Consider the following 24,206-nt stretch of genomic DNA (forward strand, 5'->3'; position numbering starts at 1 on the left):
AGCCACCGCAGCACCATGACCGCCCAGCTCATCGACGGCAACGCCCTCTCCCGCCAACTCCGCGCCGACGTGGCCACGCGCGTGCAGGCTTTGAAGGCCCGCGGCGTGACCCCGGGCCTGGCCGTCATCCTCGTCGGCGACAACCCGGCCTCGCAGGTCTACGTGCGCAACAAGGTGAAGGCCTGCGAGGACACCGGCATGCACTCCGTGCTGGAGACCTGGCCCGCCACGATGGGCGAGGCGGACCTGCTGGCGCGCGTGGAGGCGATGAACAAGGACCCTTCGATCCACGGCATCCTGGTGCAACTGCCGCTGCCCGCGCACATCGACGCGCAGAAGGTGATCGAGGCGATCTCCCCCGCCAAGGACGTGGACGGCTTTCACGTGGCCAGCGCCGGTGCCTTGATGACCGGCCTGCCCGGCTTCTGGCCCTGCACGCCGCACGGCTGCATGAAGATGCTGGAGCACATCGGCTACGACCTGCGCGGCAAGCACGCGGTGGTGATCGGGCGCAGCAACATCGTGGGCAAGCCCATGGCGCTGCTGCTGCTGCAGGCCAACGCCACCGTCACCGTGTGCCACAGCGGCACGAAGGACCTTGCCGGCTTCACGCGCCAGGCCGACGTGGTGGTGGCCGCCGTGGGCAAGCGCAATGTGTTGACCGCCGACATGGTCAAGCCCGGCGCGGTGGTGATCGACGTGGGCATGAACCGCAACGAGGCCGGCAAGCTCTGCGGCGACGTGGACTTCGACGGCGTGAAAGCGGTCGCTGGCTGGATCACGCCGGTGCCGGGTGGGGTCGGGCCGATGACCATCACCATGCTGATGGTGAACACGCTCGACTCGGCCGAGCGCCAGGCCTCCGCTCAGGCGGGCTGATCGATCGCCGGCCGGGGCCGGCTCAGGCGCCACAGCAGCGCGCCGCTGCACAGCCACTGGCCCGCAACGAGCGCGGTGCCCACGCCGTGCCAGAGCTTGAGGTTGCCGCCGCTCGCCCGCGCGGTGACGATCTTCTGCGCCACACCGAACTCCTGCACCAGGGCCAGCATGAGCCCGAGGCAGACCAGTGCCAGCAGCGCGGCGTTGTCGCCGCCCGGCCCGTCGCGCTGCACGATGACCAGCAGCACCGCACCGATGACCACGCCGGCCCAGCACTGCAGGGAAAACAGCTTCGCCGCCACCGGCCCCGCCACGGCCGGGCCCAGCGACGCGAACAGCGTGGGTACGGCCAGGAAGCTCAAGGCCGTGATGCCGCCCCACCACACGGCGGCGAGCATCAGTGCCGGGCGTTGCAGTCGCATCGCTCGCGCGATCAGGCGTAGCGCACAGCCACGATTTCGTAGCGGCGCGTGCCGCCGGGGGCCTGCACCTCGGCGGTGTCGCCCTCTTCCTTGCCGATGAGCGCGCGCGCGATCGGGCTGCCGATGTTGATGAGACCTTCTTTCAGGTCGGCCTCGTCCTCGCCCACGATCTGGTACGTGACGGCCGAGCCGCTGTCTTCGTCCTCGAGCTCAACGGTGGCGCCGAACACCACCTTGCCGCCCGCGTTCAGCGCGCTGGGGTCGATGATCTGCGCCGTCGAGAGCTTGCTTTCGATCTCGGCGATGCGGCCTTCGATGAAGCCCTGGCGGTCCTTGGCCGCGTCGTATTCGGCGTTCTCGCTCAGATCGCCTTGCGCGCGCGCTTCGGCGATCGCGTTGATCACCGCCGGGCGGTCGATGGTCTTGAGCCGGTGCAGCTCTTCCTTGAGCTTTTCAGCGCCGCGTTTGGTGATGGGGATGGTGGCCATGTCTGTCTCTCCACAAAAGCAAACCGCCGGGCGTTGCCGCTCGGCGGTGTCGAAAAGCCATTATGCCCCGGCGGGCCTGCCGGTCAACCCGATGCCGCGGCACCGGGAGGGGCTCAGTCGCGTCCGGCCTGCTCGATCTTTTCGGCCAGCAGGCCCGGGTTGGTGAAGCACAGTTCGTGGCTGCCGGGCGTGGACACCAGGCGGTACAGGCCCAGCCGCTCCGACAGGCGCGGGTGCCAGGGCAGGCTGTGCGGCATGGCGGTGTCCTCGGTGCACAGCAGGTAGCTCTTGCCCATGGGCAGCGCGGCAAGCTGCGTGCCCAGGCGCACAGGCTCGGTGAAGCAGCGGTAGGGCTGGGGGTTGAGCTGGTCGTAGGTGCTCTGCGCCAGCGCGGCGTCGGCGTCGTTGATGAAGGCTTCGCGCCAGATGGGGAACGGCAGCATCACCGCGTTGTGGTTGGCGGCGGCGATCTGATCGAACAGCGCCTTGTAGTGCGGCGGCACCATGTCGTTCAGGCATTCGCCGTCCAGCGGCACGAAGGCCACCCAGTACACCAGCCGCGCGATGCGCTGCGGCAGGCGCGCCGCCACCTGGCTGATGACCATGCCGCCGTAGCTGTGGCCCATCAGGCGCACGTCCTTCAGGTCGTGCTGCTCCAGGTAGGACGCGAGCGAGTCGGCGGCCTCGGTGAGGCCGGACGTGGCCCGATCATCGCCAGGGCGGTTGCCTGCGAGCGTGGGCGTGTGCACCACGTGCCCGCGCGCGCGCAGCGCCTGAGCGACGGGTTCGAAGAGCTCACCGGTGTGCCAGGCACCGTGAACCAGGACGTAGGTATCGGCCATGCATGTCTCCTGTAGGAAGGCGCCCGAGCGGCCGGGCGCTGCGCGCAGCGTAGGCGCGCAGCCCAGGGCGCGATGGCGCGTGCGTGCCAGGCCGATGGCCTGCCCGTGCCACGCGGCGCGCGGGCTTCAGCGGGCGAGCCGGTCGCGGCGCCAGCGCGCCGGGGTGAGCGCGTGCCGGCGCTGGAACTCGCGCACGAAGTGCGAGGCATCGGCGTAGCCGCAGCGCCGGCCGATCTCGGTCACGCTGACGCCGGCCAGGCGGGGCTGTGACAGCAGGTCGGCCGCGCGCCGCAGGCGCAGGCCGCGCAAGGTGTTGGCGAACGTGGTGTCGCCCGCGGCGAAGGCGCGGTGCAGGGTACGCAGCGACACGCCCAGTGCCAGCGCCACATCGCTCGCTTGCAGGCCGGCGGTGTCCAGGCGATCGCGCATCAGCGCCTCGGCGCGCGCGAGCAGATCGAGGCCCGCGCGCGTGGGCGCCACCGCAGGCTCCAAGGCGGCCGACAGCATCGCGCCGAGCTGATCGGCCAGCAGGTGCTCAGGCACCAGCGAGGCCAGGCCGGGCTCGTGCGCGAACTGCAGGCACCAGGCCGACAGCGCCTGGCCCCAGCCCTGGTCGCGCCAGGCCACGCGCGCGGCGGGATGGTCGATCTCGCGCAGCCACTGCCCCACCCAGGCGCGCGGCAACTGGATGGACACCACCTCCACCGCAGCGGGGTAGTGCAGCTCGTAGGTGCGCGCCGAATCGACCAGCACCGCATCGCCGGGGCGCAGGCCAAGGCGCTGCCCGCCCTGCACCACGTGCCACGGCGAGCGGCGGTGAGCGATCAGGTAGAAGGGCTGCTGCGCGCCGCGCGCGATGGCCGCGCGCGTGCGGTAGACGTCCTGCGTGCTGGCCTCGACCTGGTTGAAGGACAGGGCGCCCGAGGCCACGCTCACCAGTCGGCCATCGAAGTGCCGCGCCTCGCGCGAGCTGCAGTCCATCTCCAGGAAGGCCTCGCAGATCGCGCCGACCCAATAGTCGAGCCGCCGCTCGGGCGGCACGGCATCGGTGCTCCATCGCCGGGCGCCAGGAAGTCGAGCGGGCAACATGGGCCGCACTGTAGGGCCGCGGGCGCCGAGCCGCCTTGGCGCAAACCCGCAGGCCCGCTGCATTCGCCGGGCGAGGCGCGGCGCCGGAGCTTCTTTATGCCGCGAGCCGCGCGTGCATGTCCTGCACGGAAATCACGTCCAGGCTGGTCAGGTACTTCATGCCCTCGACGGCCGCCTCGGCGCCCGCGATGGTGGTGAAGGTCGTCACGCGGGCCAGCAGCGCCGAGGTTCGGATCGCGCGCGAATCGGCGATGGCGTTGCGGCGCTCCTCCACCGTGTTGATGACCAGGGCGATGTCGCCGTTCTTGATCATGTCCACGATGTGCGGACGGCCTTCGGTGACCTTGTTGACCATCTGAACGGACAGGCCGGCGGCCTCGATGGCCGCGGACGTGCCGCGCGTGGCGATCAGCTCGAAGCCCAGGTCCACGAGCTGGCGCGCCACCTCGACGGCGCGCGGCTTGTCGCTGTTCTTGACCGTGAGGAAGACCCGGCCGGCCGTGGGCAGCTTGGTGCCCGCGCCGATCTGGCTCTTCACGAAGGCTTCGCCGAAGGTCTTGCCCACGCCCATCACCTCGCCGGTGGACTTCATCTCGGGGCCAAGGATGGTGTCCACGCCCGGGAACTTGACGAAGGGGAACACGGCTTCCTTGACGCTGAAGTACGGCGGCACTACCTCATTGCCAATGCCCTGCTGGTCCAGCGACTGGCCCGCCATGCAGCGCGCGGCCACCTTGGCGAGCGGAATGCCCGTGGCCTTGGAGACGAAGGGCACCGTGCGCGAGGCGCGCGGGTTCACCTCGAGCACGTAGATCACGTCCTTCTTCGCGCCGCCCCCCTTTTCGCTGTCGTCCACTTCTTGAATGGCGAACTGAACGTTCATCAGGCCCACCACGTTCAGGCCCTGGGCCATGGCGGCGGTCTGGCGCTTGAGCTCATCCACCGTGGCCTTGCTCAGGTAATACGGCGGCAGCGAGCAGGCGGAGTCGCCGCTGTGCACGCCGGCCTGTTCGATGTGCTCCATCACGCCGCCGATGAACACGCGGCCGGTGGCGTCGCGCACCGCGTCCACGTCGCACTCGATGGCGTCGTTGAGGAAGCGGTCGAGCAGCACGGGCGAGTCGTTGCTGACCTTCACGGCCTCGCGCATGTAGCGCTCCAGGTCGCGCTGCTCGTGCACGATCTCCATGGCGCGGCCGCCGAGCACATAGCTCGGGCGCACCACCAGCGGGTAGCCCAGGGCAGCGGCCTTCTCCAGCGCCTCGGCCTCGGTGCGGGCGGTGGCGTTGGGCGGCTGGCGCAGGCCCAGCTCATTGAGCAGCTTCTGGAAGCGTTCGCGGTCTTCGGCCGCGTCGATCATGTCGGGCGAGGTGCCGATGATGGGCACGCCCGCGGCCTCCAGGCCCAGCGCCAGCTTGAGCGGCGTCTGGCCGCCGTACTGCACGATCACGCCGTCGGGCTTCTCCTTGTCGACGATCTCCAGCACGTCCTCCAGCGTGAGCGGCTCGAAGTAGAGGCGGTCGCTGGTGTCGTAGTCGGTGGACACCGTCTCGGGGTTGCAGTTGACCATGATGGTCTCGTAGCCGTCCTCGCGCAGGGCGAGCGCGGCGTGCACGCAGCAGTAGTCGAACTCGATGCCCTGCCCGATGCGGTTGGGACCGCCGCCCAGCACCATGATCTTCTTGTTGGTGGTGGGCTCGGCCTCACACTCGGCGTCGCCGTGGCCTTCGTAGGTGGAGTACAGATAGGCGGTGGTGGTGGCGAACTCGGCCGCGCAGGTGTCCACGCGCTTGTAGACCGGACGCACGCCGAGTTCACGGCGGCGCGCGCGCACGGCGGCGTCGCTGGTCTTGAGCAGCTTGGCCAGGCGGCGGTCGGAAAAGCCCTTCTTCTTGAGCTCGCGCAGCGTGGTCACGTCGAGCGAGGCCAGCGCACCCTCCCCCTTCTCGGCGGTCAGCGCGTCCATGGCCAGTTCGAGCTTGACGATCTCCTCGATCTGCACGAGGAACCACTTGTCGATCTTGGTGAACTGGTGCACCTCGTCGGCCGTCCAGCCGGCGGCGAAGGCGTCGCCCACGTACCAGATGCGCTCGGGGCCAGGCTCGCCGAGCTCCTTCTCCAGCGTCTCGCGGTCCTGGGTCTTCTCGTTCATGCCATCGACGCCGACCTCCAGGCCGCGCAAGGCCTTCTGGAAGCTTTCCTGGAAGGTGCGGCCCATGGCCATGACCTCGCCCACGCTCTTCATCTGCGTGGTCAGGCGGTCGTCGGCGTCCGGGAACTTCTCGAAGGCGAAGCGCGGGATCTTGGTGACCACGTAGTCGATCGTGGGCTCGAAGCTGGCCGGCGTGGCGCCGCCGGTGATCTCGTTGCGCAGCTCGTCGAGGGTGTAGCCCACGGCGAGCTTGGCCGCGACCTTGGCGATGGGAAAGCCCGTGGCCTTGGAGGCCAGCGCCGACGAGCGCGAGACGCGCGGGTTCATCTCGATGACGACCATGCGGCCGTCCTTCGGGTTGATGGCGAACTGCACGTTGGAGCCGCCGGTGTCGACGCCGATCTCGCGCAGGACCGCGAGGCTGGCGTTGCGCAGGATCTGGTACTCCTTGTCGGTCAGCGTCTGCGCGGGCGCCACGGTGATGGAGTCGCCGGTGTGCACGCCCATCGGGTCCAGGTTCTCGATCGAGCAGACGATGATGCAGTTGTCGGCCTTGTCGCGCACAACCTCCATCTCGTACTCTTTCCAGCCGAGCAGCGACTCTTCGATCAACAGCTCGTTGGTGGGCGAGGCCTCGATGCCGCGCTTGCAGATGATCTCGAACTCTTCCGGGTTGTAGGCGATGCCGCCACCGGTGCCACCGAGCGTGAAGCTCGGGCGGATCACCACCGGGAACCCCACCGTCTTCTGCACGGCCCAGGCTTCGTCCAGCGTGTGTGCGATGCCCGAGCGCGCCGAGCCCAGGCCGATGCGCGTCATCGCATCCTTGAACTTCAGGCGGTCCTCGGCCTTGTCGATGGCCTCGGGCGTGGCGCCGATCAGTTCGACACCGTACTTGGCGAGCACACCGTGGCGCCAGAGGTCGAGCGCGCAGTTGAGCGCGGTCTGGCCGCCCATGGTGGGCAGGATGGCGAAGCCGCCGGCCGTCTGCGGGCGTTCCTTGGCGATGATCTTCTCGACCGTCTGCCAGGTGATGGGTTCGATGTAGGTCACGTCGGCCGTGGCCGGGTCCGTCATGATGGTGGCGGGGTTGCTGTTGATCAGCACCACGCGGTAACCCTCTTCGCGCAGGGCCTTGCACGCCTGCGCACCGGAGTAGTCGAACTCGCAGGCCTGGCCGATGATGATGGGACCGGCGCCGATGATCAGCACGGTCTGGATATCTGTTCTCTTGGGCATCTTGTGTCGGCGCGGATCAGTCCACGCGTTGATTCAATTTGTCGAGCAGGGCCTGGGCGCGCTCGGCGGGCACGGCTTTCTGCATCAGTTGCAGCAGGCCATCGCCCTGGATGAGGGGACGCAGCACCTCGGCCTCTGCCTCGTGGAAACGCACGTCCCACGCGGCCATTTCGCTGTTGAAGGTCTCGTCGTCCCAGGTCTTGCACTTGGCCAGCAGCGTCACCAGCGGCACCGCCTTGTTGTCGAGGAAGGCCTTGCGGTAGGGCTTCTGCGCCCAGCGCTGCGCGAACCACTCCTTGTGCGGCGATGGCAGCGTGAGCTGGCGCTTGGCAATGGCCTTCTCGATGGCGGCGGCGGGAAAGCTGAAGAGCTTCATTCAGGCCCTGTCAGGCGGCGACGGCCGCACGTTCCTTCATGAGCGCGACGAAGCGGTCGAACAGGTAGCCGATATCGTGCGGGCCGGGCGAGGCTTCCGGGTGGCCCTGGAAGCAGAAGGCCGGCTGGTCGGTGCGGGCCAGGCCCTGCAGCGTGCCGTCGAACAGGCTCACGTGGGTGGGGCGCAGGTTCGCAGGCAAGGTCTTCTCGTCCACTGCGAAGCCATGGTTCTGACTGGTGATGGACACGCGGCCGTCGTCGAGGTCCTTCACCGGGTGGTTCGCGCCGTGGTGGCCGAACTTCATCTTGAAGGTCTTGGCGCCGCTGGCCAGGGCCAGGATCTGGTGGCCCAGGCAGATGCCGAAGGTGGGCAGGCCCGCGTCGATGATCTCGCGCGCGGCGGCGATGGCGTAGTCGCAGGGCTCCGGGTCGCCGGGGCCGTTGGAGAGGAACACACCGTCGGGTTGCAACTGGAAGACCTCGGCCGCGGGCGTCTGCGCCGGTACCACGGTGACGCGGCAGCCGCGCGCGGCCAGCATGCGCAGGATGTTGTGCTTGACGCCGAAGTCGTAGGCGACGACGTGGAAGGCGGCTTCGCCGAGCTGGCCATAGCCCTGACCGAGCGTCCACTCGGTCTCGGTCCAGGCGTAGGGCTTGTCGACCGACACGACCTTGGCCAGGTCCAGCCCCGCCATGTTGGGCGCGGCCTTGGCGGCATCGATGGCGACCTTGCGGTGGGCGTCGGTGATGGCCTGGCCGGCCTCGAGCGCGAGGATGCAGCCGTTCTGTGCGCCGTGGGTGCGCAGGCGGCGCGTGAGCGCGCGGGTGTCCAGGTCGGCGATGGCCACGGTGTTCTCGCGGCGCAGGTAGTCGCTGAGCGTGGCCTCGCTGCGGAAGTTGGAGGCCAGCAGCGGCAGGTTCTTGATGATCAGGCCAGCGGCGTGGATGCGCGTGGCTTCCACGTCCTCGGCGTTGACGCCGGTGTTGCCGATGTGGGGGTAGGTCAGCGTGACGATCTGGCGGCAGTAGCTCGGGTCCGTCAGGATCTCTTGATAGCCGGTGATCGCGGTGTTGAACACCACTTCGCCCGAGGTCTGGCCGGTGGCGCCGATGGAGATGCCTTCAAAGACCGTTCCATCAGCGAGCGCGAGAAGGGCTTTCGGGTGGACGGGCAGCACGGGAATCTCCAGAAAAGGGGGTGGGCTGGCCGTCGCGCGCGGGCGGCAGGTGCCGCGCAGGCTTCGCATCCACCCACCAGCCGCGAAGGGCGTTGGATGGACGGACTTCCTGGGGTGTGGAGCCGCGGCGCGCGAGGCAAGGCGCCGATTGCAGATAAACCGCGGAATTATAGCCTTGCAGCCGCGCTCGCATGCAGGCAAATGGCTGCCGCAGCCCCCACATTGAGCGACTCTTCCCCACCAGGCTGCGCGATGCGCACGAAGGCCTGCGCGCGCTGCATCAAGGCCTGGCTGACGCCCTGCCCTTCGTGGCCGAGCACCCAGGCGCAGGGCCAGGGCAAGGTGGCGCGGTGCAGCCACTCGCCCTGGTGCGAACTGGTGACCAGCAGCGGCACCCGCAGGGCGCTCAGGTCGTCGAGCGCGAGTCCCTCGACCAGACGCAGACCGAAGTGTGCGCCCATGCCGGCGCGCAGCACCTTGGGCGACCACAGCGCCGCCGTGCCCTTGAGCGCGGCCACCTGCGTGAAGCCGAAGGCCGCCGCGCTGCGCAGGACGGAGCCGACGTTGCCCGCGTCCTGCAGGCGATCGAGCACCACGGTGGGCGCCTCGGGCTGAAGATCGGGCGCCTCGTGCAGATCGACGACGAAGCCCATGGCGGGTGGCGACTCCAGCCCGCTCACGCTGGCCATGATGGCGTCGGGCAGGCGCACCACGCGCGGCGCGGCGCGGGCCAGTTCGGCGTCGGCCTGCGCCCAGCCGGTGGCGCCGAACACCGCGATGGCAGGGCGCTGTCCGCGAGCGAGCAAGGCGCGGCAGAGGTGATCGCCATCGAGCCAGACCCGACCGCGCTGGCGGTAGGCCGTGTTGTCCTGGGCCAGGGCGCGCAGTTCCTTCACGAGCGGGTTGTCGCGCGACTGGATGTCCTGCGGTTCGACCGTCATTGGGCCGCCCCCGCGCGCGTCGCTGCTGCAAGGGCCTCTTCGGACAGTCCTGCCGAGCTCATGCGCGTCGCGAAAGCCTGCGCCACCGGCGCGAAGGAGCGTCGATGCACCACCGGCAGCGGGCCGTGCGTGCGCAGAGCGTCCAGGTGCTGCGCGGTGCCGTAGCCCTTGTGCTGGTTGAAACCGTACTGCGGGTGCCGCAGGTGCAGCTCGTCGAGCAGGCGGTCGCGCGTGACCTTCGCCAGGATGGACGCGGCTGAAATGGCCTGCACCTTGGCATCACCCTGCACGATGGCCTCTGCCAGCACGTCCAGCGGCGGCAGGCGGTTGCCGTCCACCAGCACCTTGACGGGTTTCAGGCGCAGGCCCAGCACCGCGCGGCGCATGGCGAGCATGGTGGCCTGCAGGATGTTGAGCGTGTCGATTTCTTCCACCGACGCTTCGGCCACGCTGCAGCACAGGGCCTTGGCACGGATTTCGTCGTAGAGCCGCGCCCGTTGCAAGGCGGTGAGCTGCTTGGAATCGGCCAGGCCCTTGATGGGCTGGAGCTCGTCGAGGATGACGGCCGCGGCCACCACCGGGCCCGCGAGCGGGCCGCGGCCGGCCTCGTCCACCCCGGCGTGCAGGCCGGGCGTGTCCCAGACCAGCGTGGCCTGTTCAGCGAGCAAGAAGCGTTTCGATCGCATCGGTGGCCAGCGCCGCGGTGTCGCGGCGCAGCTCGTGGTGCAGTTGGACAAAACGCGCCTGCAAGGCCCGCACGCGCTCGGGGTCGTCGAGCCAGTCGAGCACGGCCTGCGCCAGGCGCGGCGGCGAGGCCTCGTCCTGCAACAGCTCGGGCACGACGAAGTCGCCGCACAGGATGTTGGGCAGGCCCACCCAGGGCTGCAGGCGCTGGCGCCGCATGATCTGCCAGGAGATCCAGTTCATGTTGTAGGCGATGACCATGGGCCGCTTGAACAGCGCCGCTTCCAGCGTGGCGGTGCCGCTGGCGATCAGGGTCACGTCGCAGGCCGCCAGCACCGCGTGCGACTGGCCGGGCACGATGCGCACGTGCTCGGCCACGCCGGCCTCGCGCGCCACGCGCTCGATGCGCTCGCGCTGTGCAGGCACCGCGGGCAGCACGAAGCACAAACCGGGGCGGGTCTGGCGCATCAGCCGCACAGCCTCGAAGAAGCGTCGGGCAAGGTAGTCGACCTCGGAGCCTCGACTGCCCGGCAGGATGGCCACGACCGGCGCGTCCTCGGGGAGGCCGAGCTGGCGGCGCGCGGCCAGCCGGTCGGGCTCGAGGGGCACCACATTGGCCACCGGGTGTCCGACGTAGGTGGCCGCGATGCCGTGCTCGGCCAGCAAGGCGGGCTCGAAGGGAAAGATGCACAGCACGTGGTCGGCGCTCGCCTGGATCTTGCGCACGCGCTCTGGCCGCCAGGCCCAGATGGAAGGGCACACGAAATGCGCCGTGCGCACGCCGGCGGCCTTGAGGTTCGCCTCGAGTTCGAGGTTGAAATCGGGCGCGTCCACGCCGATGAAGACGTCGGGCCGCTCGCCTTGCAGCAGGCGCTGGCGCAACTGGGTGCGGATGCCCACGATCTCGCGGTAGTGGCGCAGCACTTCGACGTAACCGCGCACGGCCAGTTTGTCGCTGGGCCACCAGGCCTCGAAGCCCTGCGCCGCCATCTGCGGCCCGCCGATGCCCACGCTGGTGAGCTCGGGCCAGCGCTGTCGCAGGCCGCCCAGGAGCAGGCCCGCGAGCAGATCGCCCGAAGCCTCTCCGGCCACCAGCGCGAAACGTGGCGACGAACTCACCGGGCCTCCGTGCTCAGCGAACGATGCCGCGCTGCGCCGAGGTGCCGCGCAGGAAGCCCAGCATCAGGTCCACGTCCTCGGCCGCCTCGGGCCGTTCGGTGCGCAGGGCGCTGATGCGCGCGGTGGCCTGCTCGAGCGTGAGGTCGTCGCGGTACAAGGCCTTGTGCATGGCCTTCACGGCGGCGATGCGCTCGGTCGAGTAGCCGCGCCGGCGCAGGCCCTCGAAGTTCATGGATCGCGCACCGGCCGGCTGGCCCTGGGTCATCACGAAGGGCGGCACGTCGGCGAACAGCAGCGAACACATGGCCGTCATGGCGTGGGGACCGATGCGCACGAACTGGTGCACCACGGTGAAGCCACCGAAGATGACCCAGTCGCCCACCTCCACGTGCCCTGCGAGCTGTGTGTTGTTGGCGAAGATGGTCTTGTTGCCCACCGCGCAGTCGTGCGCGAGGTGCACGTAGGCCATGATCCAGTTGTCGTCGCCCACGCGGGTGACGCCCTTGTCGCCGGGCGAACCGATATTGAAGGTGCAGAACTCGCGGATGGTGTTGCGGTCGCCGATCACCAGCTCGCAGGGCTCGCCCGCGTATTTCTTGTCCTGCGGAATCGCGCCCAGCGAATTGAACTGGAAGATGCGGTTGTCGCGGCCGATGGTGGTGTGGCCTTCGATCACGCAGTGAGCGCCGACCGTGGTGCCGGCGCCGATCTTCACGTGCGGGCCGATGACCGTGTAGGGGCCGACTTCGACCGAGCTGTCGAGCGAGGCCGAGGGATCGATGAGGGCCGTGGGGTGAATCAGGCTCATGCGCGCGCCCCTGGCGTCACGCGATGGTGCGCATGGTGCACATCAGCTCGGCCTCGCAGGCCACGTCGTTGCCCACGCGGGTGATGCCCTTGAACTTGTAGATGCCGGCCTTGGCGCGCTCCAGCGTCACGTCCATCAGCAACTGGTCACCCGGCTCCACCGGGCGCTTGAAACGCGCGCCATCGATGCCGGCGAAGTAGTAGACCGTCTTGTCGTCGGGCGCCACGCCCAGGGTGTCGAAGGTGAGCAGTGCGGCGGTCTGCGCCATGGCTTCGAGCATCAGCACGCCCGGCATCACGGGGCGGTGCGGAAAATGCCCGGTGAAGAAGGGTTCGTTGATGGTGACGTTCTTGAGCGCCTGGATGCGCTGGCCCTTCTCGATCGAGATCACACGATCCACGAGCAGGATGGGGTAGCGGTGGGGCAGCAGTTTGAGGATCTGGTGGATGTCCATCAGGCGTCGTCCGTTCTGGTCTGGGCCCGCGCGATCGCTTGTTCCACGGCCTTGAGCCGCTCGCGCAGGCGGTTGAGCTGCTTTAGCGAAGCAGCGTTCTTTTCCCAGGCGGCATTGTCGTCGATGGGGAACATGCCGGTGTAGTGCCCCGGCTGCAGGATGGAGCGCGTGACCACCGAAGCGGCCGAAATGTTGACGCCGTCGGCCAGCTTGAGATGGCCCAGCACCACGGCGCCGCCGCCGATGGTGCAATGCGCGCCGATGTCGGCGCTGCCGGCCACGCCCACGCAGCCGGCCATGGCCGTGTGCGCGCCGACGCGCACGTTGTGGCCGATCTGGATGAGGTTGTCGAGCTTGACACCGTCCTCGATGACGGTGTCGTCGAGCGCGCCGCGGTCGATGCAGGTGTTGGCACCGATCTCCACGTCGTGGCCGATGCGCACCGCGCCGAGCTGCTCGATCTTGATCCATTGGCCCTGGTGCGGCGCGAAGCCGAAGCCGTCGGCGCCGATCACCACGCCGCTGTGCAGGATGCAGCGATCGCCGATGGAGCATCGCTCGCTCAGCGTGGCGCGCGGGTGCAGCACACTGCCCTCGCCCACCCTTGCGTCGCGCCCCACCACCGCATGCGCACCGATGCGCGCGCCCGCGCCGATGCGGGCGCCCGCCTCGATCACAGCGAACGGGCCGACATCCACGTTGGGTCCGAGTTGCGCCTCGGCATGCACGCTGGCCAGTGGATCGATGCGCGGCGCGCGCGCCGGCTCGTGCCGCTCGCGCCACCACTGGGTCAGGCGCGCGAAGTAGAGGTAGGGGTCGTCGGTGACGATGCGCCCCGCCCGGTCGGCGGTGGTGGCCTCGAGCGCTGGCGGCACGATGAGCGCGCCGGCCTGGGAAGCGGCAATCTGGCTGGCGTAGCGCGCGCTGGCCACGAAAGCCAGCTCATCGGTACGGGCACTGCCGAGCGGCGCTAGCCGCCGCACGGAAAATGCCGGGTCACCCAACAGCCTGCCACCGAGGGCATCGACGATGGCGCCCAGCGGTGCTGCCACGGCAGGGACCTATTTGGCGCTATCGAGCTGGGACATCACGCGGTCGGTGATGTCCACGCGGGGGCTCACGTAATAGGCTTCCTGCACGATCAGGTCGTACTTCTCGGCCTCGGCGATCGTGCGGATCACGCGGTTGAGCTTTTCGACCACCTGTTGCAGGGCCTCATTGCGGCGCAGGTTGAGCTCTTCCTGGAAGTCGCGCTGGCGGCGCTGCAGGTCGCGCTCCTGGTCAACCAGCTGGCGCTGGCGCGGCGCGCGCTGGCTCTCGGGCAACGTGGGCGATTCGCGTTCGAACTTCTCGACCGCCTGGCGCAATTGATCGGCCGCGGCGCGCAGGTCGCGCTCTCGCTTGGAGAAATCCTGCTCGAGCTTGGCCGAGACGGCCTTGGCCGTGCTGGAGTCGCGCAGGATGCGCTCGACATTCACGGCACCGACCTTGGCGCCGGCCTTGGCGTCCTGCGCCGCAGCGCCGCCAACCATGGCCAGCGCAAGCGACACCGCCAGGGCGAAATGCCGTGCAAGCAGGCGAATTGGGGTATTCATCAAAAGGACGTTCCGATCTGAAACTGGAATCTCTGGATTCTATCGCCCTCGAACTTGCGAACGGGGTTAGCGAATGCAATACGCAATGGGCCAATTGGCGAGAGCCAGCTCACGCCAATGCCCACGGAAGCGCGCAGGTCGCGGGCATTTTCGCGGGTGTCGTTCTCGCCGAACACGTTGCCGACATCGAAGAAGCCGAACATGCGCAAGGTGCGGTCATTGCCAGCACCCGGGAACGGCATGATGAATTCCGTGTTCAAGGCCAGGCTGCGGTTGCCGCCAATGTTGATGAGGGCACCGGTCGGCGAGTTGATGACGGGCGAGGTCGGGCCCAGGGTGCCGCCCTCGAAGCCGCGAACGGAACCCAGGCCGCCGCCGAAGAAGTTCTTGAACACGGGGTACGGGCGACCGTTGAGGCCCTTGCCGTAACCCAGTTCTGCGTTGAAGGCCAGGGTGTACTGGCGCGTCAGCGGGAAGTACTGCTGGAACTGGAGGTTGGTCTTGGCGTAGCGCGCGTCGCCCCAGGCGCTGAGTTCCCCGTTGACGCGCATCAGGCGACCCTTGGTGGGCACCAGCGCACTGTCGCGGTTGTCGCGCGTCCAGCCCAGCGTAAGCGGGATGGTGTTGCTGGTGCGGCCGAACTCCTGGGCGTAGTCCTCGTAGGCCTGCGGCAGGAAATTGCCGGGCTCGATGGTGGTCTGCTCCACCCCCGCGCCGAAGAAGACCGTGTCGACCTCGGTGAACGGCACGCCGAAGCGCACGCTCAGCCCCTTGGTGACCAGACGGTAGTCGCCGTCCTGGTTGTCGTACGGCCGCGTGGTGCGGTAGTAGCCGTCGAAGGCGCGCGAGACACCGTCCTTGGTGAAGTACGGATCGACCGTGCTGAGCACCAGCTGCCGATTGAATTTGCTGGTGTTGATGTCCAGGCCCAGGTAGTTGCCGGTGCCGAAGACGTTCTCCTGGCGGATGCCCGCGATGATCGAGAGCTTTTCTTCCTGCGAGTAGCCGGCGCCCAGCGTGAGGTTGCCGGTGGGCTTCTCGGTCACGGTGACGGTGAGGTCCACCTGGTCGGGCGAGCCGGGCACGGGCTCGGTGTTGAGCTCGACCGACGTGAAGAAGCCCAGGCGGTCCACGCGGTCGCGCGAAAGCCGGATCCGGTCGCTGTCGTACCAGGCGGCCTCGAACTGGCGGAATTCGCGGCGAATGATCTCGTCGCGCGTGCGGTTGTTGCCCTCGACGTGGATGCGGCGCACGTACACGCGCCGCTGTGGCGATGCGCGCAGGGTGAAGGACACGCGCTTGTTCACGCGGTCGATGTCGGGCGTGGCCTCGACCTGGGCAAACGCGTAGCCGAAGTTGCCGAAGTATTCGGTGAAGGCCTTGGTGGTGTTGGTGACGTCCTCGACGTTGTAGGCCTCGCCGGGCTTCAGCGTCACGAGCGACTTGAACTCGTCCTCGCGGCCGAGGTAATCGCCCTGCAGCGCCACCGAGGACACGACGTAGCGGTCGCCTTCGGTGACGTTGAGGGTGACCGACATGCTCTGCTTGTCGGGCGAGATCGCGACTTGCGTGGAGTCGACGCGAAAGTCGATGAAGCCACGGCTCAGGTAGTAGGACCGCAGGGTTTCGATGTCGGCGTTGAGCTTGGCGCGCGAGTAGCGGTCGCTCTTGGTGTACCAGCTCAGCCAGTTGCCGGTGTCCAGGTCGAACAGGTTGCGCAGCGTCGATTCGGAGAACGCCTGGTTGCCGACGATGCGGATCTCGGTGATCTTGGCGATCTCGCCTTCGGTCACGCTGAAGTTCAGGTCGACGCGGTTTCGCTCGGAGGGGGTGACGGTGGTCACCACCTCGGCGGCGTAGTAGCTGCGGTTGATGTACTGGCGCTTGAGTTCCTGCTCGGCGCGGTCGGCCAGGGCCTTGTCGAAGGGACGGCCTTCGGTCAGGCCAATGTCGCGCAGTGCGCCGCGCAGCACCTCGTCGTTGAACTCGCGGATGCCGGAGAAGCTCAGGCCGGCGACAGTGGGCCGCTCCTCCACGATGACGACCAGCACATCGTTGTTGATCTGCAGGCGCACGTCGCTGAACAGACCCAGACCGAACAGCGCGCGGATGGCGGCGCTGCCCTTGTCGTCGTTGTACTGCTCGCCGATGCGAAACGGCAGCGAAGCGAAAACGGTGCCGGGCTCGACGCGCTGCAAGCCCTCGACCCGGATGTCGCGCAGGGTGAAGGGATCGACCGCCCACGCCGGCAAGGCGGCTAGCAGGGCCATCGCGAGCGCAGACAGACTCAGGCCGCGAAGACCTCTTTTGTGTTGATTCATGCGAAGGAAATGTTCAGCCGGCGAGGCGGACGACATCGTTGAACAGGGCAACGGACATGAGCGCCATGAGCACCACGACACCACCACGCTGCAAGCGCTCCATCCACGCGTCTGACACGCCGCGGCCGGTAAGCGCCTCCCAAAGATAATACATGAGGTGCCCGCCATCGAGGACGGGCAGCGGCAGCAGGTTGAGCACGCCCAGGCTGACGCTGATGAGGGCCAGGAAGGTCAGGTACGAGCTCAGGCCGAGGCTGGCCGACTTGCCGGCGTAGTCCGCGATGGTCAGGGGGCCGCTGAGGTTGCTCAGGGAGGCCTCGCCGATCAGCATGCGCCCCATCATCTTCAGGGTGAGCCAGGACACCTCCCAGGTCTTCACCACGCCACGCACCAGGCCGTCGATGGGCCCGTGCCTCACGGTCAGCATGGCCGGGGCGTCGCCCACGTAGGCCTCGACCCGAGCGATCCATTCGCCGCCTTGTTGCTGGGGGCGAGGCGTCACGGTCAGGCTCATGGCCTGGCCGGCGCGGTCGATTTCCCAGCGCTGCGCGCGGGGCTGACCCGCCGGGCCCACCGACTCGCGGATCAGGCGCCGCAGTTCCTGGCCGTCGCGCACGGGCCGCCCGTCGATGCGGCGCACCAGGTCGCCATCGAGCAGGCCGGCCGCCTGCGCCGCCCCGCCGTCGAACACCTGGCCCACGCGCGGCGCGGTGTGCGGGGCGGTGATGCCGATGCGCCGGAACAGGGAGGCGTCGGCCTCGCGCACGTCCAGCCCGGCCAGCGGCAGCGTCACGGCTCGCGCGGGCGCCTCGGGCGCCGCGGCGACCCACAGCGTAAGGTCGTGGCCATCGAGCGCGGCCTGGGTGAGGCGCCAGCGCAGGTCTTCGAACGAGACCACGCTTTCCCCCGCTCCGTCGCCGTCGCCATCCCCGTTCGCCTCGCTGGCGCGCAACACCCATTCGCCGCCGTGCAGGCCGGCGCGCTCGGCCAGGGTGCCGGCGGCTGGCGCCGACAGCACGGGCTGTGGCTCCTCCACCCCCACCCAGTTGATCGCCGCATAGATGAAGGCGGCCAGCAGCAGGTTGGCCACCGGGCCGGCGGCCACGATGGCCGCGCGCGAGCGCAGCGGCTGGGTGTTGAAGGCCAGGTGGCGCTCGGCGGGATCGACCGGCGCCTCGCGCTCGTCGAGCATCCGCACGTAGCCCCCCAGGGGCAGCGCACCGACCACGAACTCGGTGGGGCTGCCGGCGCGGCGCCAACTCAGGACAGGTTTGCCGAAGCCGACCGAGAACCGCAGCACCTTGACACCGCAGGCCACGGCCACGCGGTAGTGGCCGTATTCGTGGACCGCGATCAGCAGGCCCAGGGCGACGATGAAGGCGATGACGGTGAGCATGGGCGACTCGCTGCACCGGGGCCTGGGCCAGCCGGCGCGAAGGATCAGGGTTGCAGGCGGCCGACCTGCTGCCGTGCGCAGCGGCGGGCCTCGTCGTCGAGGGCCAGCAGGTCGTCCAGCGATTGTGGCTTGGATGGGCTTACGCGCTGCAAAGTTGCCTCGTTGACGGCGTGAATGTGGTCGAAACGCAGCCGCCGGTCGAGAAAGGCGGCGACGGCTTCCTCGTTGGCGGCGTTGAGCACCGCCGTGGTGCCGGCGGGCCCGCGCAGCGCCGACCAGGCCAGCGGCAGGCCGGGGAAGCGCTGGTCGTCGGCGGTTTCGAAACTGAGCGAGCCGAGCGTGGCGAAATCCAGCGGACTGGCGCCGGAGGCGATGCGCTCGGGCCAGGCCAGCCCATAGGCAATGGGCACGCGCATATCGGGCGTGCCCAGCTGGGCGACGACGGAGCCGTCGCGGTACTGCACCATGGAATGGATGACGCTTTGCGGGTGGATGACCACCTCGATGCGCTCGGGCGGCAGACCGAAGAGGTAGCGCGCCTCGATGACCTCCAGCGCCTTGTTCATCATGGTCGCGGAGTCCACCGAGATCTTGCGCCCCATGACCCAGTTGGGGTGGGCACAGGCCTGCTCGGGCGTCACCCCTGCCAGTGTGGCGGGGTCGCGGGTGCGGAACGGGCCGCCCGAGGCGGTCAGCACGATCTTGTCGACACGACGCTCCCAGCTCGCCGGGTCTTCCGGCAGCGACTGGAACACCGCCGAATGCTCGCTGTCGATGGGCAGCAGCGTGGCGCCGCCGCTGCGCACCGCGTGCATGAACAGATCGCCGCCGACCACCAGGGCTTCCTTGTTGGCCAGGAGCAGCTTCTTGCCGGCGCGCGCCGCCGCGAGGCTGGGCGCCAGGCCGGCGGCGCCGACGATGGCGGCCATCACCGCATCGACCTCGGGCGCCTCGCTCACCTCACACAGGGCCTGTGCGCCATCGAGCACCTCGACGGCCAGGCCCGCCTCACGCACGCGCTCGCGCAGGCGGTCCGCCGCGGCGGGATCGACCAGCACCGCAAAACGCGGCTCGAAGCGGTGGCATTGCTCGAACAGGATCTCGTCCTGGCGCGCGGCGGTGAGCGCAAAGACGCGGTAGCGCTCGGGGTGTCGGGCGATCACGTCGAGCGTGTTCTGCCCGATGGAGCCGGTGGCACCGAGGATGGTGATGGACTGCGGGGAAGCGGGCATGGATCAGAACGTCACGAGCATCATGGCCAGGGGCAGCACAGGCAGCAGCGCGTCGATGCGGTCGAGCACGCCGCCGTGCCCGGGCAGCAGGCCACTGGAATCCTTGACGCCCGCCGCGCGCTTGACCAGAGATTCGATCAGGTCGCCCGCCACGCTCATGGCGACAAGAAGCACCAGACAGAGCACCGCCAGCAGCGGCCCGAGCGACCACAGGTAGTCGTAGAGGTGGCGCGGCGCGAACCAGCCGCGCTGCGTGCCCATCAACCACATCCAGGCCAGCAGCACGACACCGATCAGCCCGCTCACGGCGCCCTCCCAGCTCTTGCCCGGACTGATGCTGGGCGCGAGCTTGCGTCGCCCGAAGCGCTTGCCGCCGAAATACGCCGCGATGTCGGCCGCCCACACGAGCAGCAGCACGGACAGGAGGAAGCCAAGCCCCAACAGGCGGGCCTGCACCAGCGCGAGCCAGGCGCAGGCAATGAGGAACAGGCCCAACCACAGACGAATCCACAACGGGCAACGTTTGAGAGCCCCGGTACCGCCGCGCAGCAGCACCACGGCCAGCAGCACCCAGACCACGCCCAGCACCAGCCAGAGTTCACGCCAGGAGCGCTCGACGCCCCCGAGCAGCCAGAAGATCAGGCCCGCGACGGCCAGCGCGAGGCCGCAGCTCACCGCGCGCGTCTGACCGCAGCCATTGAGCCGAGCCCATTCCCATCCGGCAGCGCCGATCAGCGCGAGCGTGAAAGCCGCGAAGGGCTCGATCGAGGGGTACAGCAGCGTGGGCAGAAAAACGGCGAGCAATAGCACCGCCGTGATGATCCGCTGCTTAAGCATCGCGGGGGCCGGCGTCGGCGGTCAAGGCCGTGGCCTCGGCGCGCTGCGCCGAGGTCTGGCCGAAGCGCCGCTCGCGGCGCGCGTATTCGGCCAGGGCCAGGTCGAGCTGCTCGGCGTCGAATTCGGGCCACAGGCAATCGGTGAACACCAGCTCGGCGTAGGCCGCCTGCCACAGCAGGAAGTTGCTGATGCGCTGCTCGCCACCGGTGCGGATGATGAGGTCGGGGTCGGGTACGTGCCCCAGTGCCATGGCGGCCGACAGGCTCTCTTCGGTGATGGCCTCGCCACGATCGGCCAGGCGCTGCGCGGCCTGCGCCATGTCCCAGCGCCCGCCATAGTTGAAGCACACGTTGAGCACCAGGCGATCGTTGCCCTGCGTGGCCTGTTCGGCCGACGCCAGACCTTGTGCCAGCCGGGGCGACAGGCGCGAGCGGTCACCGGGGAAATGCAGGCGCACGCCGGTCTCGGACAGGCGCGGCACCTCGCGCGACAAGGCCAGGGCCAGCAAGTCCATCAGACTGGCCACCTCGTCCACGGGGCGGCTCCAGTTCTCGGACGAGAAGGCGAACACCGTGAGCACGCGGATGCCGCGTTGCACACTGGCCTCAACGATGCGGCGCAGCGCATCGACACCCTGCTTGTGGCCAGCCACTCGGGGCAGCCAGCGCTTCTGGGCCCAACGGCCGTTGCCGTCCATCACGATCGCGACGTGGTGGGGCAGGTTCGGGGCGGCGGGATTCTGCATGCGCCAACTCTGACTATCGAGCCTTGGGCTCAGACCGCCATGATGTCCTGTTCCTTGCTGGTCACGAGCCGGTCCACCTCGGTGATCATGCGGTCGGTCAGCTTCTGGATGTCTTCCTGCGAGCGGCGCTCATCGTCCTCGGAGGCTTCCTTGTCCTTCACGAGTTTCTTTACCGCCTCGTTGGCGTCCCGGCGCAGGTTGCGAATGGCGATCTTGGCGGCCTCGCCCTCGCCCTTCACAACCTTGGTGAGTTCGCGGCGGCGCTCTTCGGTCATGGGCGGCATCGGCACACGGATCAGGTCACCCTGCGAGGCGGGATTCAAGCCCAGGTCCGACTCGCGGATCGCCTTCTCGATCTTGGCGCCCATGCCCTTTTCCCAGGGCGCGACCCCGATGGTGCGGGAGTCCAGCAGCGACAGGTTGGCCACCTGCGACAGCGGCAGCATGGAGCCGTAGTAGTCGACATGCACCGTGTCGAGCAGCGCAGGGTTGGCGCGGCCGGTGCGCACCTTGGTCAGGCTGTTCTTGAACGCCTCGATCGATTGCTGCATCTTGTGCTCGGCGTTCTTGCGGATGTCGGCAATGCTCATGTCGTGATCTCCTGTGTGCGACCGGTGTTCAGACGTGCACGAGGGTGCCTTCGTCGGCCCCCATCACCACGTTGCGCAACGCGCCCGGCTTGAAAATGGAAAACACCTTGACGGGCAACTTCTGGTCGCGGCACAGCGCGAACGCCGTGGCGTCCATCACCTGCAGGTTGCGGGCCATGGCCTCGTCGAAGGAAATGGTGGTGTAGCGCGTGGCGGCCGGGTCCTTGTTCGGGTCGGCGGTGTACACGCCATCGACCTTGGTGGCCTTGAGCACCACCTCGGCGCCGATCTCCGCGGCGCGCAGGGCGGCGGCCGTGTCGGTGGTGAAGAAGGGGTTGCCCGTGCCGGCGGCGAACACCACCACCTTGCCCTCTTCGAGGTACTGCAGCGCCTTGGGACGCACGTAGGGCTCCACGACCTGCTCGATGCCGATGGCGGACATCACGCGGGCCACCAGGCCGGCCTTGTTCATGGTGTCGGCCAGCGCCAGCGAGTTCATCACCGTGGCCAGCATGCCCATGTAGTCGGCGGTGGCGCGGTCCATGCCCACCGAGCCGCCGGCCACGCCGCGGAAGATGTTGCCGCCGCCGATGACGATGGCGACCTGCACACCGAGGCGGGTGACTTCGGCGATCTCGTCGACGATGCGCACGATGGTGGCGCGGTTGATGCCGAAGGCGTCGTCGCCCATGAGGGCTTCACCGGACAGCTTCAGCAGGATCCGTTGGTAGGCGGGCATGAAAGGCTTTCAGGATCGGTTGCGGCGCGGGCAGCCGCCAAGTGTAGCGGTGGGAACGGGGACACCCGGTCTCTCCACCAGTGAAAATCGTCAACGCATATGACAACGGGCCTTGCGGCCCGTTGTCTGGTGAGGGGAACGCCGATCAGGCGCCCTTGGCCGCCGCGACCTGGGCCGCCACCTCGGCGGCGAAGTCGTCGACCTTCTTCTCGATGCCCTCGCCCACCACGAACAGGGTGAAGGACTTCACCGTGGTGTTGGCGGCCTTGAGCATCTGCTCCACGGTCTGCTTGTCGTTCTTGACGAAGGGCTGGTTGAACAGCGAGACCTCCTTGAGGTACTTCTGCACCGAGCCTTCGATCATCTTGGCCGCGATGTCGGCGGGCTTGCCCGACTCGGCCGCCTTGGCGGTGGCCACCGAGCGCTCGCGCTCGATCAGTTCGGCCGGCACGTCATTGCTGGTCAGGGCCACAGGCTTCATGGCCGCCACGTGCATGGCCACGTCCTTGGCGGCCGTCTCGTCGCCATCGAACTCGACGATCACACCGATGCGCGTACCGTGCAGGTAAGCCGCCAGCTTGGCGCCGCTGTAGCGCTTGAAGCGGCGGAACGACATGTTCTCGCCGATCTTGCCGATCAGGCCCTTGCGCACGTCTTCCAGCGTGGGGCCGAAGCCGTCCTGGCTGTAGGCCAGGGCGCCCAGGGCCTCGATGTCGGCGGGGTTCTGCTCGGCCACGAGCTTGGCGGCGGCATTGGCCAGCGCCAGGAAGCTGTCGTTCTTGGTGACGAAGTCGGTTTCGCAGTTGACCTCGATCAGCGCGCCGGCGCTGGCGTTGATGGACGCGGCGACGACGCCTTCGGCCGTGACGCGGCTGGCGGCCTTGCCGGCCTTGGTGCCCAGCTTGACGCGCAGCAGTTCTTCGGCCTTGGCCATGTCCCCATCGGCCTCGGTCAGGGCCTTCTTGCATTCCATCATGGGGGCGTCGGTCTTGGCGCGCAGCTCAGCGACCATGCTTGCGGTGATTGCCATGTGTGTTCTCCTGGAATCCGGCGCTTCACGGGCGCCGGCGGGTCAATGATGGGTTCCGGTTGTGAAAAAGGGGCTACGCGAGCCCCTCGTTCGCGAGCGAAACGGAATCAGGCTGCGTCGTCCTGCACTTCGACGAACTCGTCGCCGCCTTCGGCCGCGGCCACGGCCTTGCTCAGGTCGTTCACGGCGTTGGCGCGGCCTTCCAGCACGGCGTCGGCGATGCCACGGGCGTACAGGGCCACGGCGCGGGCCGAGTCGTCGTTACCGGGGATCACGTAGTCGATGCCCACGGGCGAGTGGTTGGTGTCCACCACGCCCACCAGCGGGATGCCCAGCTTCTGGGCCTCGAGCACGGCGATCTTGTGGAAGCCCACGTCGATCACGAAGATGGCATCGGGCAGCGCGGTCATGTCCTGGATGCCGCCGATGTCCTTCTCGAGTTTCTCCATCTCGCGGTTGAACATGAGCTGTTCTTTCTTGCTCATGCTGTCCAGACCGGCTTCCTTCTGGGCCTGCATGTCTTTCAGGCGCTTGATGGAGGTCTTGACGGTCTTGAAGTTGGTCAGCATGCCGCCCAGCCAGCGCTGGTCGACGAAGGGCACGCCGGCGCGGCGCGCTTCCTGGGCCACGATGTCACGCGACTGGCGCTTGGTGCCCACCATCAGCAGGGTGCCGCGGTTGGCGGAGAGCTGACGCACGAACTTCTGTGCGTCGTGGAACATCGGCAACGTCTTCTCGAGGTTGACGATGTGGATCTTGTTGCGGTGCCCGAAGATGAAGGGCGCCATCTTGGGGTTCCAGAAGCGGGTCTGGTGACCGAAATGGACACCGGCTTCCAGCATTTCGCGCATGGAAATGGACATGAGTTGTTTCCAAAGGTTAGGTCTAAAATCCGGCCCCGATCGCGGCGGTGGCGGGTGGAGAAACCACCATGACCGACGCGACACCCGGATGGGCCGGTTTGCGATTGACTCCGCACCGACGGGCTTCCGTTGAAGCCAACAAGCGCAAAGCCTGTCGATTATAGCACCCGCCCCCCGGGCATCCTCCC

General features: G+C 68.4%; 24 protein-coding genes. 1 reads left to right on the forward strand and 23 read right to left on the reverse strand.

Going from position 1 to position 24,206, the window contains the following annotated elements; all coding sequences use genetic code 11:
• Window positions 1-15: 15 nt before the first annotated feature.
• A complete protein-coding gene (folD, locus tag GTO19_RS20180; RefSeq protein ID WP_291024198.1) occupies window positions 16-879 on the forward strand; it encodes a bifunctional methylenetetrahydrofolate dehydrogenase/methenyltetrahydrofolate cyclohydrolase FolD in 864 nt (287 codons plus the stop codon).
• On the opposite strand, the gene GTO19_RS20185 is transcribed toward folD, so the two are convergent.
• The 23 genes from GTO19_RS20185 to rpsB all read right to left on the reverse strand — a co-directional run bounded on the left by GTO19_RS20185 (window position 867) and on the right by rpsB (window position 24,018).
• Window positions 867-1,301, reverse strand: coding sequence for a DUF4149 domain-containing protein (locus GTO19_RS20185; protein WP_291024201.1), 435 nt, complete (start codon window positions 1,299-1,301; stop codon window positions 867-869). The genes folD and GTO19_RS20185 overlap by 13 nt on opposite strands.
• 11 nt (window positions 1,302-1,312) lie before the next feature.
• Complete coding sequence (gene greA / locus GTO19_RS20190; protein WP_291024203.1) at window positions 1,313-1,789, reverse strand: transcription elongation factor GreA; 477 nt, start codon at window positions 1,787-1,789, stop codon at window positions 1,313-1,315.
• A gap of 113 nt (window positions 1,790-1,902) precedes the next feature.
• Complete coding sequence (locus GTO19_RS20195; RefSeq protein WP_291024205.1) at window positions 1,903-2,631, reverse strand: alpha/beta hydrolase; 729 nt, start codon at window positions 2,629-2,631, stop codon at window positions 1,903-1,905.
• 126 nt (window positions 2,632-2,757) lie between these two features.
• Window positions 2,758-3,720: a helix-turn-helix domain-containing protein gene (locus tag GTO19_RS20200; protein ID WP_291024207.1), complete on the reverse strand. Its 963-nt coding sequence runs from the start codon at window positions 3,718-3,720 to the stop codon at window positions 2,758-2,760.
• Window positions 3,721-3,814: 94 nt separating this feature from the next.
• On the reverse strand, window positions 3,815-7,111 hold the full coding sequence (gene carB, locus GTO19_RS20205; RefSeq protein ID WP_291024209.1) for a carbamoyl-phosphate synthase large subunit: 3,297 nt from the start codon (window positions 7,109-7,111) through the stop codon (window positions 3,815-3,817).
• A 16-nt stretch (window positions 7,112-7,127) separates the two neighbouring features.
• On the reverse strand, window positions 7,128-7,487 hold the full coding sequence (locus GTO19_RS20210) for a hypothetical protein (protein WP_291024211.1): 360 nt from the start codon (window positions 7,485-7,487) through the stop codon (window positions 7,128-7,130).
• Window positions 7,488-7,497: 10 nt separating this feature from the next.
• On the reverse strand, window positions 7,498-8,664 hold the full coding sequence (gene carA, locus GTO19_RS20215; protein WP_291024213.1) for a glutamine-hydrolyzing carbamoyl-phosphate synthase small subunit: 1,167 nt from the start codon (window positions 8,662-8,664) through the stop codon (window positions 7,498-7,500).
• A gap of 167 nt (window positions 8,665-8,831) precedes the next feature.
• Window positions 8,832-9,605, reverse strand: coding sequence for an RNA methyltransferase (locus GTO19_RS20220; protein WP_291024215.1), 774 nt, complete (start codon window positions 9,603-9,605; stop codon window positions 8,832-8,834).
• Complete coding sequence (gene rnhB / locus GTO19_RS20225) at window positions 9,602-10,291, reverse strand: ribonuclease HII (protein ID WP_291024217.1); 690 nt, start codon at window positions 10,289-10,291, stop codon at window positions 9,602-9,604. Before rnhB ends, GTO19_RS20220 begins: the two co-directional genes overlap by 4 nt.
• Window positions 10,263-11,408: a lipid-A-disaccharide synthase gene (gene lpxB / locus GTO19_RS20230; RefSeq protein WP_291024220.1), complete on the reverse strand. Its 1,146-nt coding sequence runs from the start codon at window positions 11,406-11,408 to the stop codon at window positions 10,263-10,265. Before lpxB ends, rnhB begins: the two co-directional genes overlap by 29 nt.
• Before the next feature lie 13 nt (window positions 11,409-11,421).
• Window positions 11,422-12,216 carry an acyl-ACP--UDP-N-acetylglucosamine O-acyltransferase gene (gene lpxA / locus GTO19_RS20235; protein ID WP_291024222.1) on the reverse strand — a complete coding sequence of 265 codons (795 nt, stop codon included), beginning with the start codon at window positions 12,214-12,216 and terminating at the stop codon, window positions 11,422-11,424.
• 16 nt (window positions 12,217-12,232) lie between these two features.
• Window positions 12,233-12,673, reverse strand: coding sequence for a 3-hydroxyacyl-ACP dehydratase FabZ (gene fabZ, locus GTO19_RS20240; RefSeq protein ID WP_291024501.1), 441 nt, complete (start codon window positions 12,671-12,673; stop codon window positions 12,233-12,235).
• The gene (gene lpxD, locus GTO19_RS20245; RefSeq protein WP_291024224.1) at window positions 12,670-13,722 is read right to left on the reverse strand and encodes a UDP-3-O-(3-hydroxymyristoyl)glucosamine N-acyltransferase; all 1,053 of its coding nucleotides are present in this window, start codon (window positions 13,720-13,722) and stop codon (window positions 12,670-12,672) included. Before lpxD ends, fabZ begins: the two co-directional genes overlap by 4 nt.
• A 9-nt stretch (window positions 13,723-13,731) precedes the next feature.
• The gene (locus GTO19_RS20250) at window positions 13,732-14,265 is read right to left on the reverse strand and encodes an OmpH family outer membrane protein (RefSeq protein WP_291024226.1); all 534 of its coding nucleotides are present in this window, start codon (window positions 14,263-14,265) and stop codon (window positions 13,732-13,734) included.
• On the reverse strand, window positions 14,265-16,535 hold the full coding sequence (gene bamA, locus GTO19_RS20255) for an outer membrane protein assembly factor BamA (protein ID WP_291024228.1): 2,271 nt from the start codon (window positions 16,533-16,535) through the stop codon (window positions 14,265-14,267). Before bamA ends, GTO19_RS20250 begins: the two co-directional genes overlap by 1 nt.
• 64 nt (window positions 16,536-16,599) lie before the next feature.
• Window positions 16,600-17,982 carry an RIP metalloprotease RseP gene (rseP, locus tag GTO19_RS20260; protein ID WP_291024230.1) on the reverse strand — a complete coding sequence of 461 codons (1,383 nt, stop codon included), beginning with the start codon at window positions 17,980-17,982 and terminating at the stop codon, window positions 16,600-16,602.
• Between the two features lie 44 nt (window positions 17,983-18,026).
• On the reverse strand, window positions 18,027-19,214 hold the full coding sequence (gene ispC, locus GTO19_RS20265; protein ID WP_291024232.1) for a 1-deoxy-D-xylulose-5-phosphate reductoisomerase: 1,188 nt from the start codon (window positions 19,212-19,214) through the stop codon (window positions 18,027-18,029).
• A 3-nt stretch (window positions 19,215-19,217) separates the two neighbouring features.
• Window positions 19,218-20,051: a phosphatidate cytidylyltransferase gene (locus tag GTO19_RS20270; protein WP_291024235.1), complete on the reverse strand. Its 834-nt coding sequence runs from the start codon at window positions 20,049-20,051 to the stop codon at window positions 19,218-19,220.
• Entirely contained in the window at window positions 20,044-20,796 is a 753-nt protein-coding gene (gene uppS / locus GTO19_RS20275; RefSeq protein ID WP_291024238.1) for a polyprenyl diphosphate synthase, read from the reverse strand. Before uppS ends, GTO19_RS20270 begins: the two co-directional genes overlap by 8 nt.
• A 29-nt stretch (window positions 20,797-20,825) precedes the next feature.
• Window positions 20,826-21,386 carry a ribosome recycling factor gene (frr, locus tag GTO19_RS20280; protein ID WP_291024241.1) on the reverse strand — a complete coding sequence of 187 codons (561 nt, stop codon included), beginning with the start codon at window positions 21,384-21,386 and terminating at the stop codon, window positions 20,826-20,828.
• Between the two features lie 28 nt (window positions 21,387-21,414).
• Window positions 21,415-22,125, reverse strand: coding sequence for a UMP kinase (gene pyrH, locus GTO19_RS20285; protein WP_291024244.1), 711 nt, complete (start codon window positions 22,123-22,125; stop codon window positions 21,415-21,417).
• A 145-nt stretch (window positions 22,126-22,270) separates the two neighbouring features.
• Complete coding sequence (gene tsf / locus GTO19_RS20290; RefSeq protein ID WP_291024246.1) at window positions 22,271-23,155, reverse strand: translation elongation factor Ts; 885 nt, start codon at window positions 23,153-23,155, stop codon at window positions 22,271-22,273.
• A gap of 107 nt (window positions 23,156-23,262) precedes the next feature.
• Window positions 23,263-24,018, reverse strand: coding sequence for a 30S ribosomal protein S2 (gene rpsB / locus GTO19_RS20295; RefSeq protein ID WP_291024248.1), 756 nt, complete (start codon window positions 24,016-24,018; stop codon window positions 23,263-23,265).
• Window positions 24,019-24,206: the final 188 nt, after the last annotated feature.

This window comes from Hydrogenophaga sp., from assembly GCF_011772445.1.
In the GTDB taxonomy this organism is placed as follows: Bacteria; Pseudomonadota; Gammaproteobacteria; order Burkholderiales; family Burkholderiaceae_C; genus Hydrogenophaga.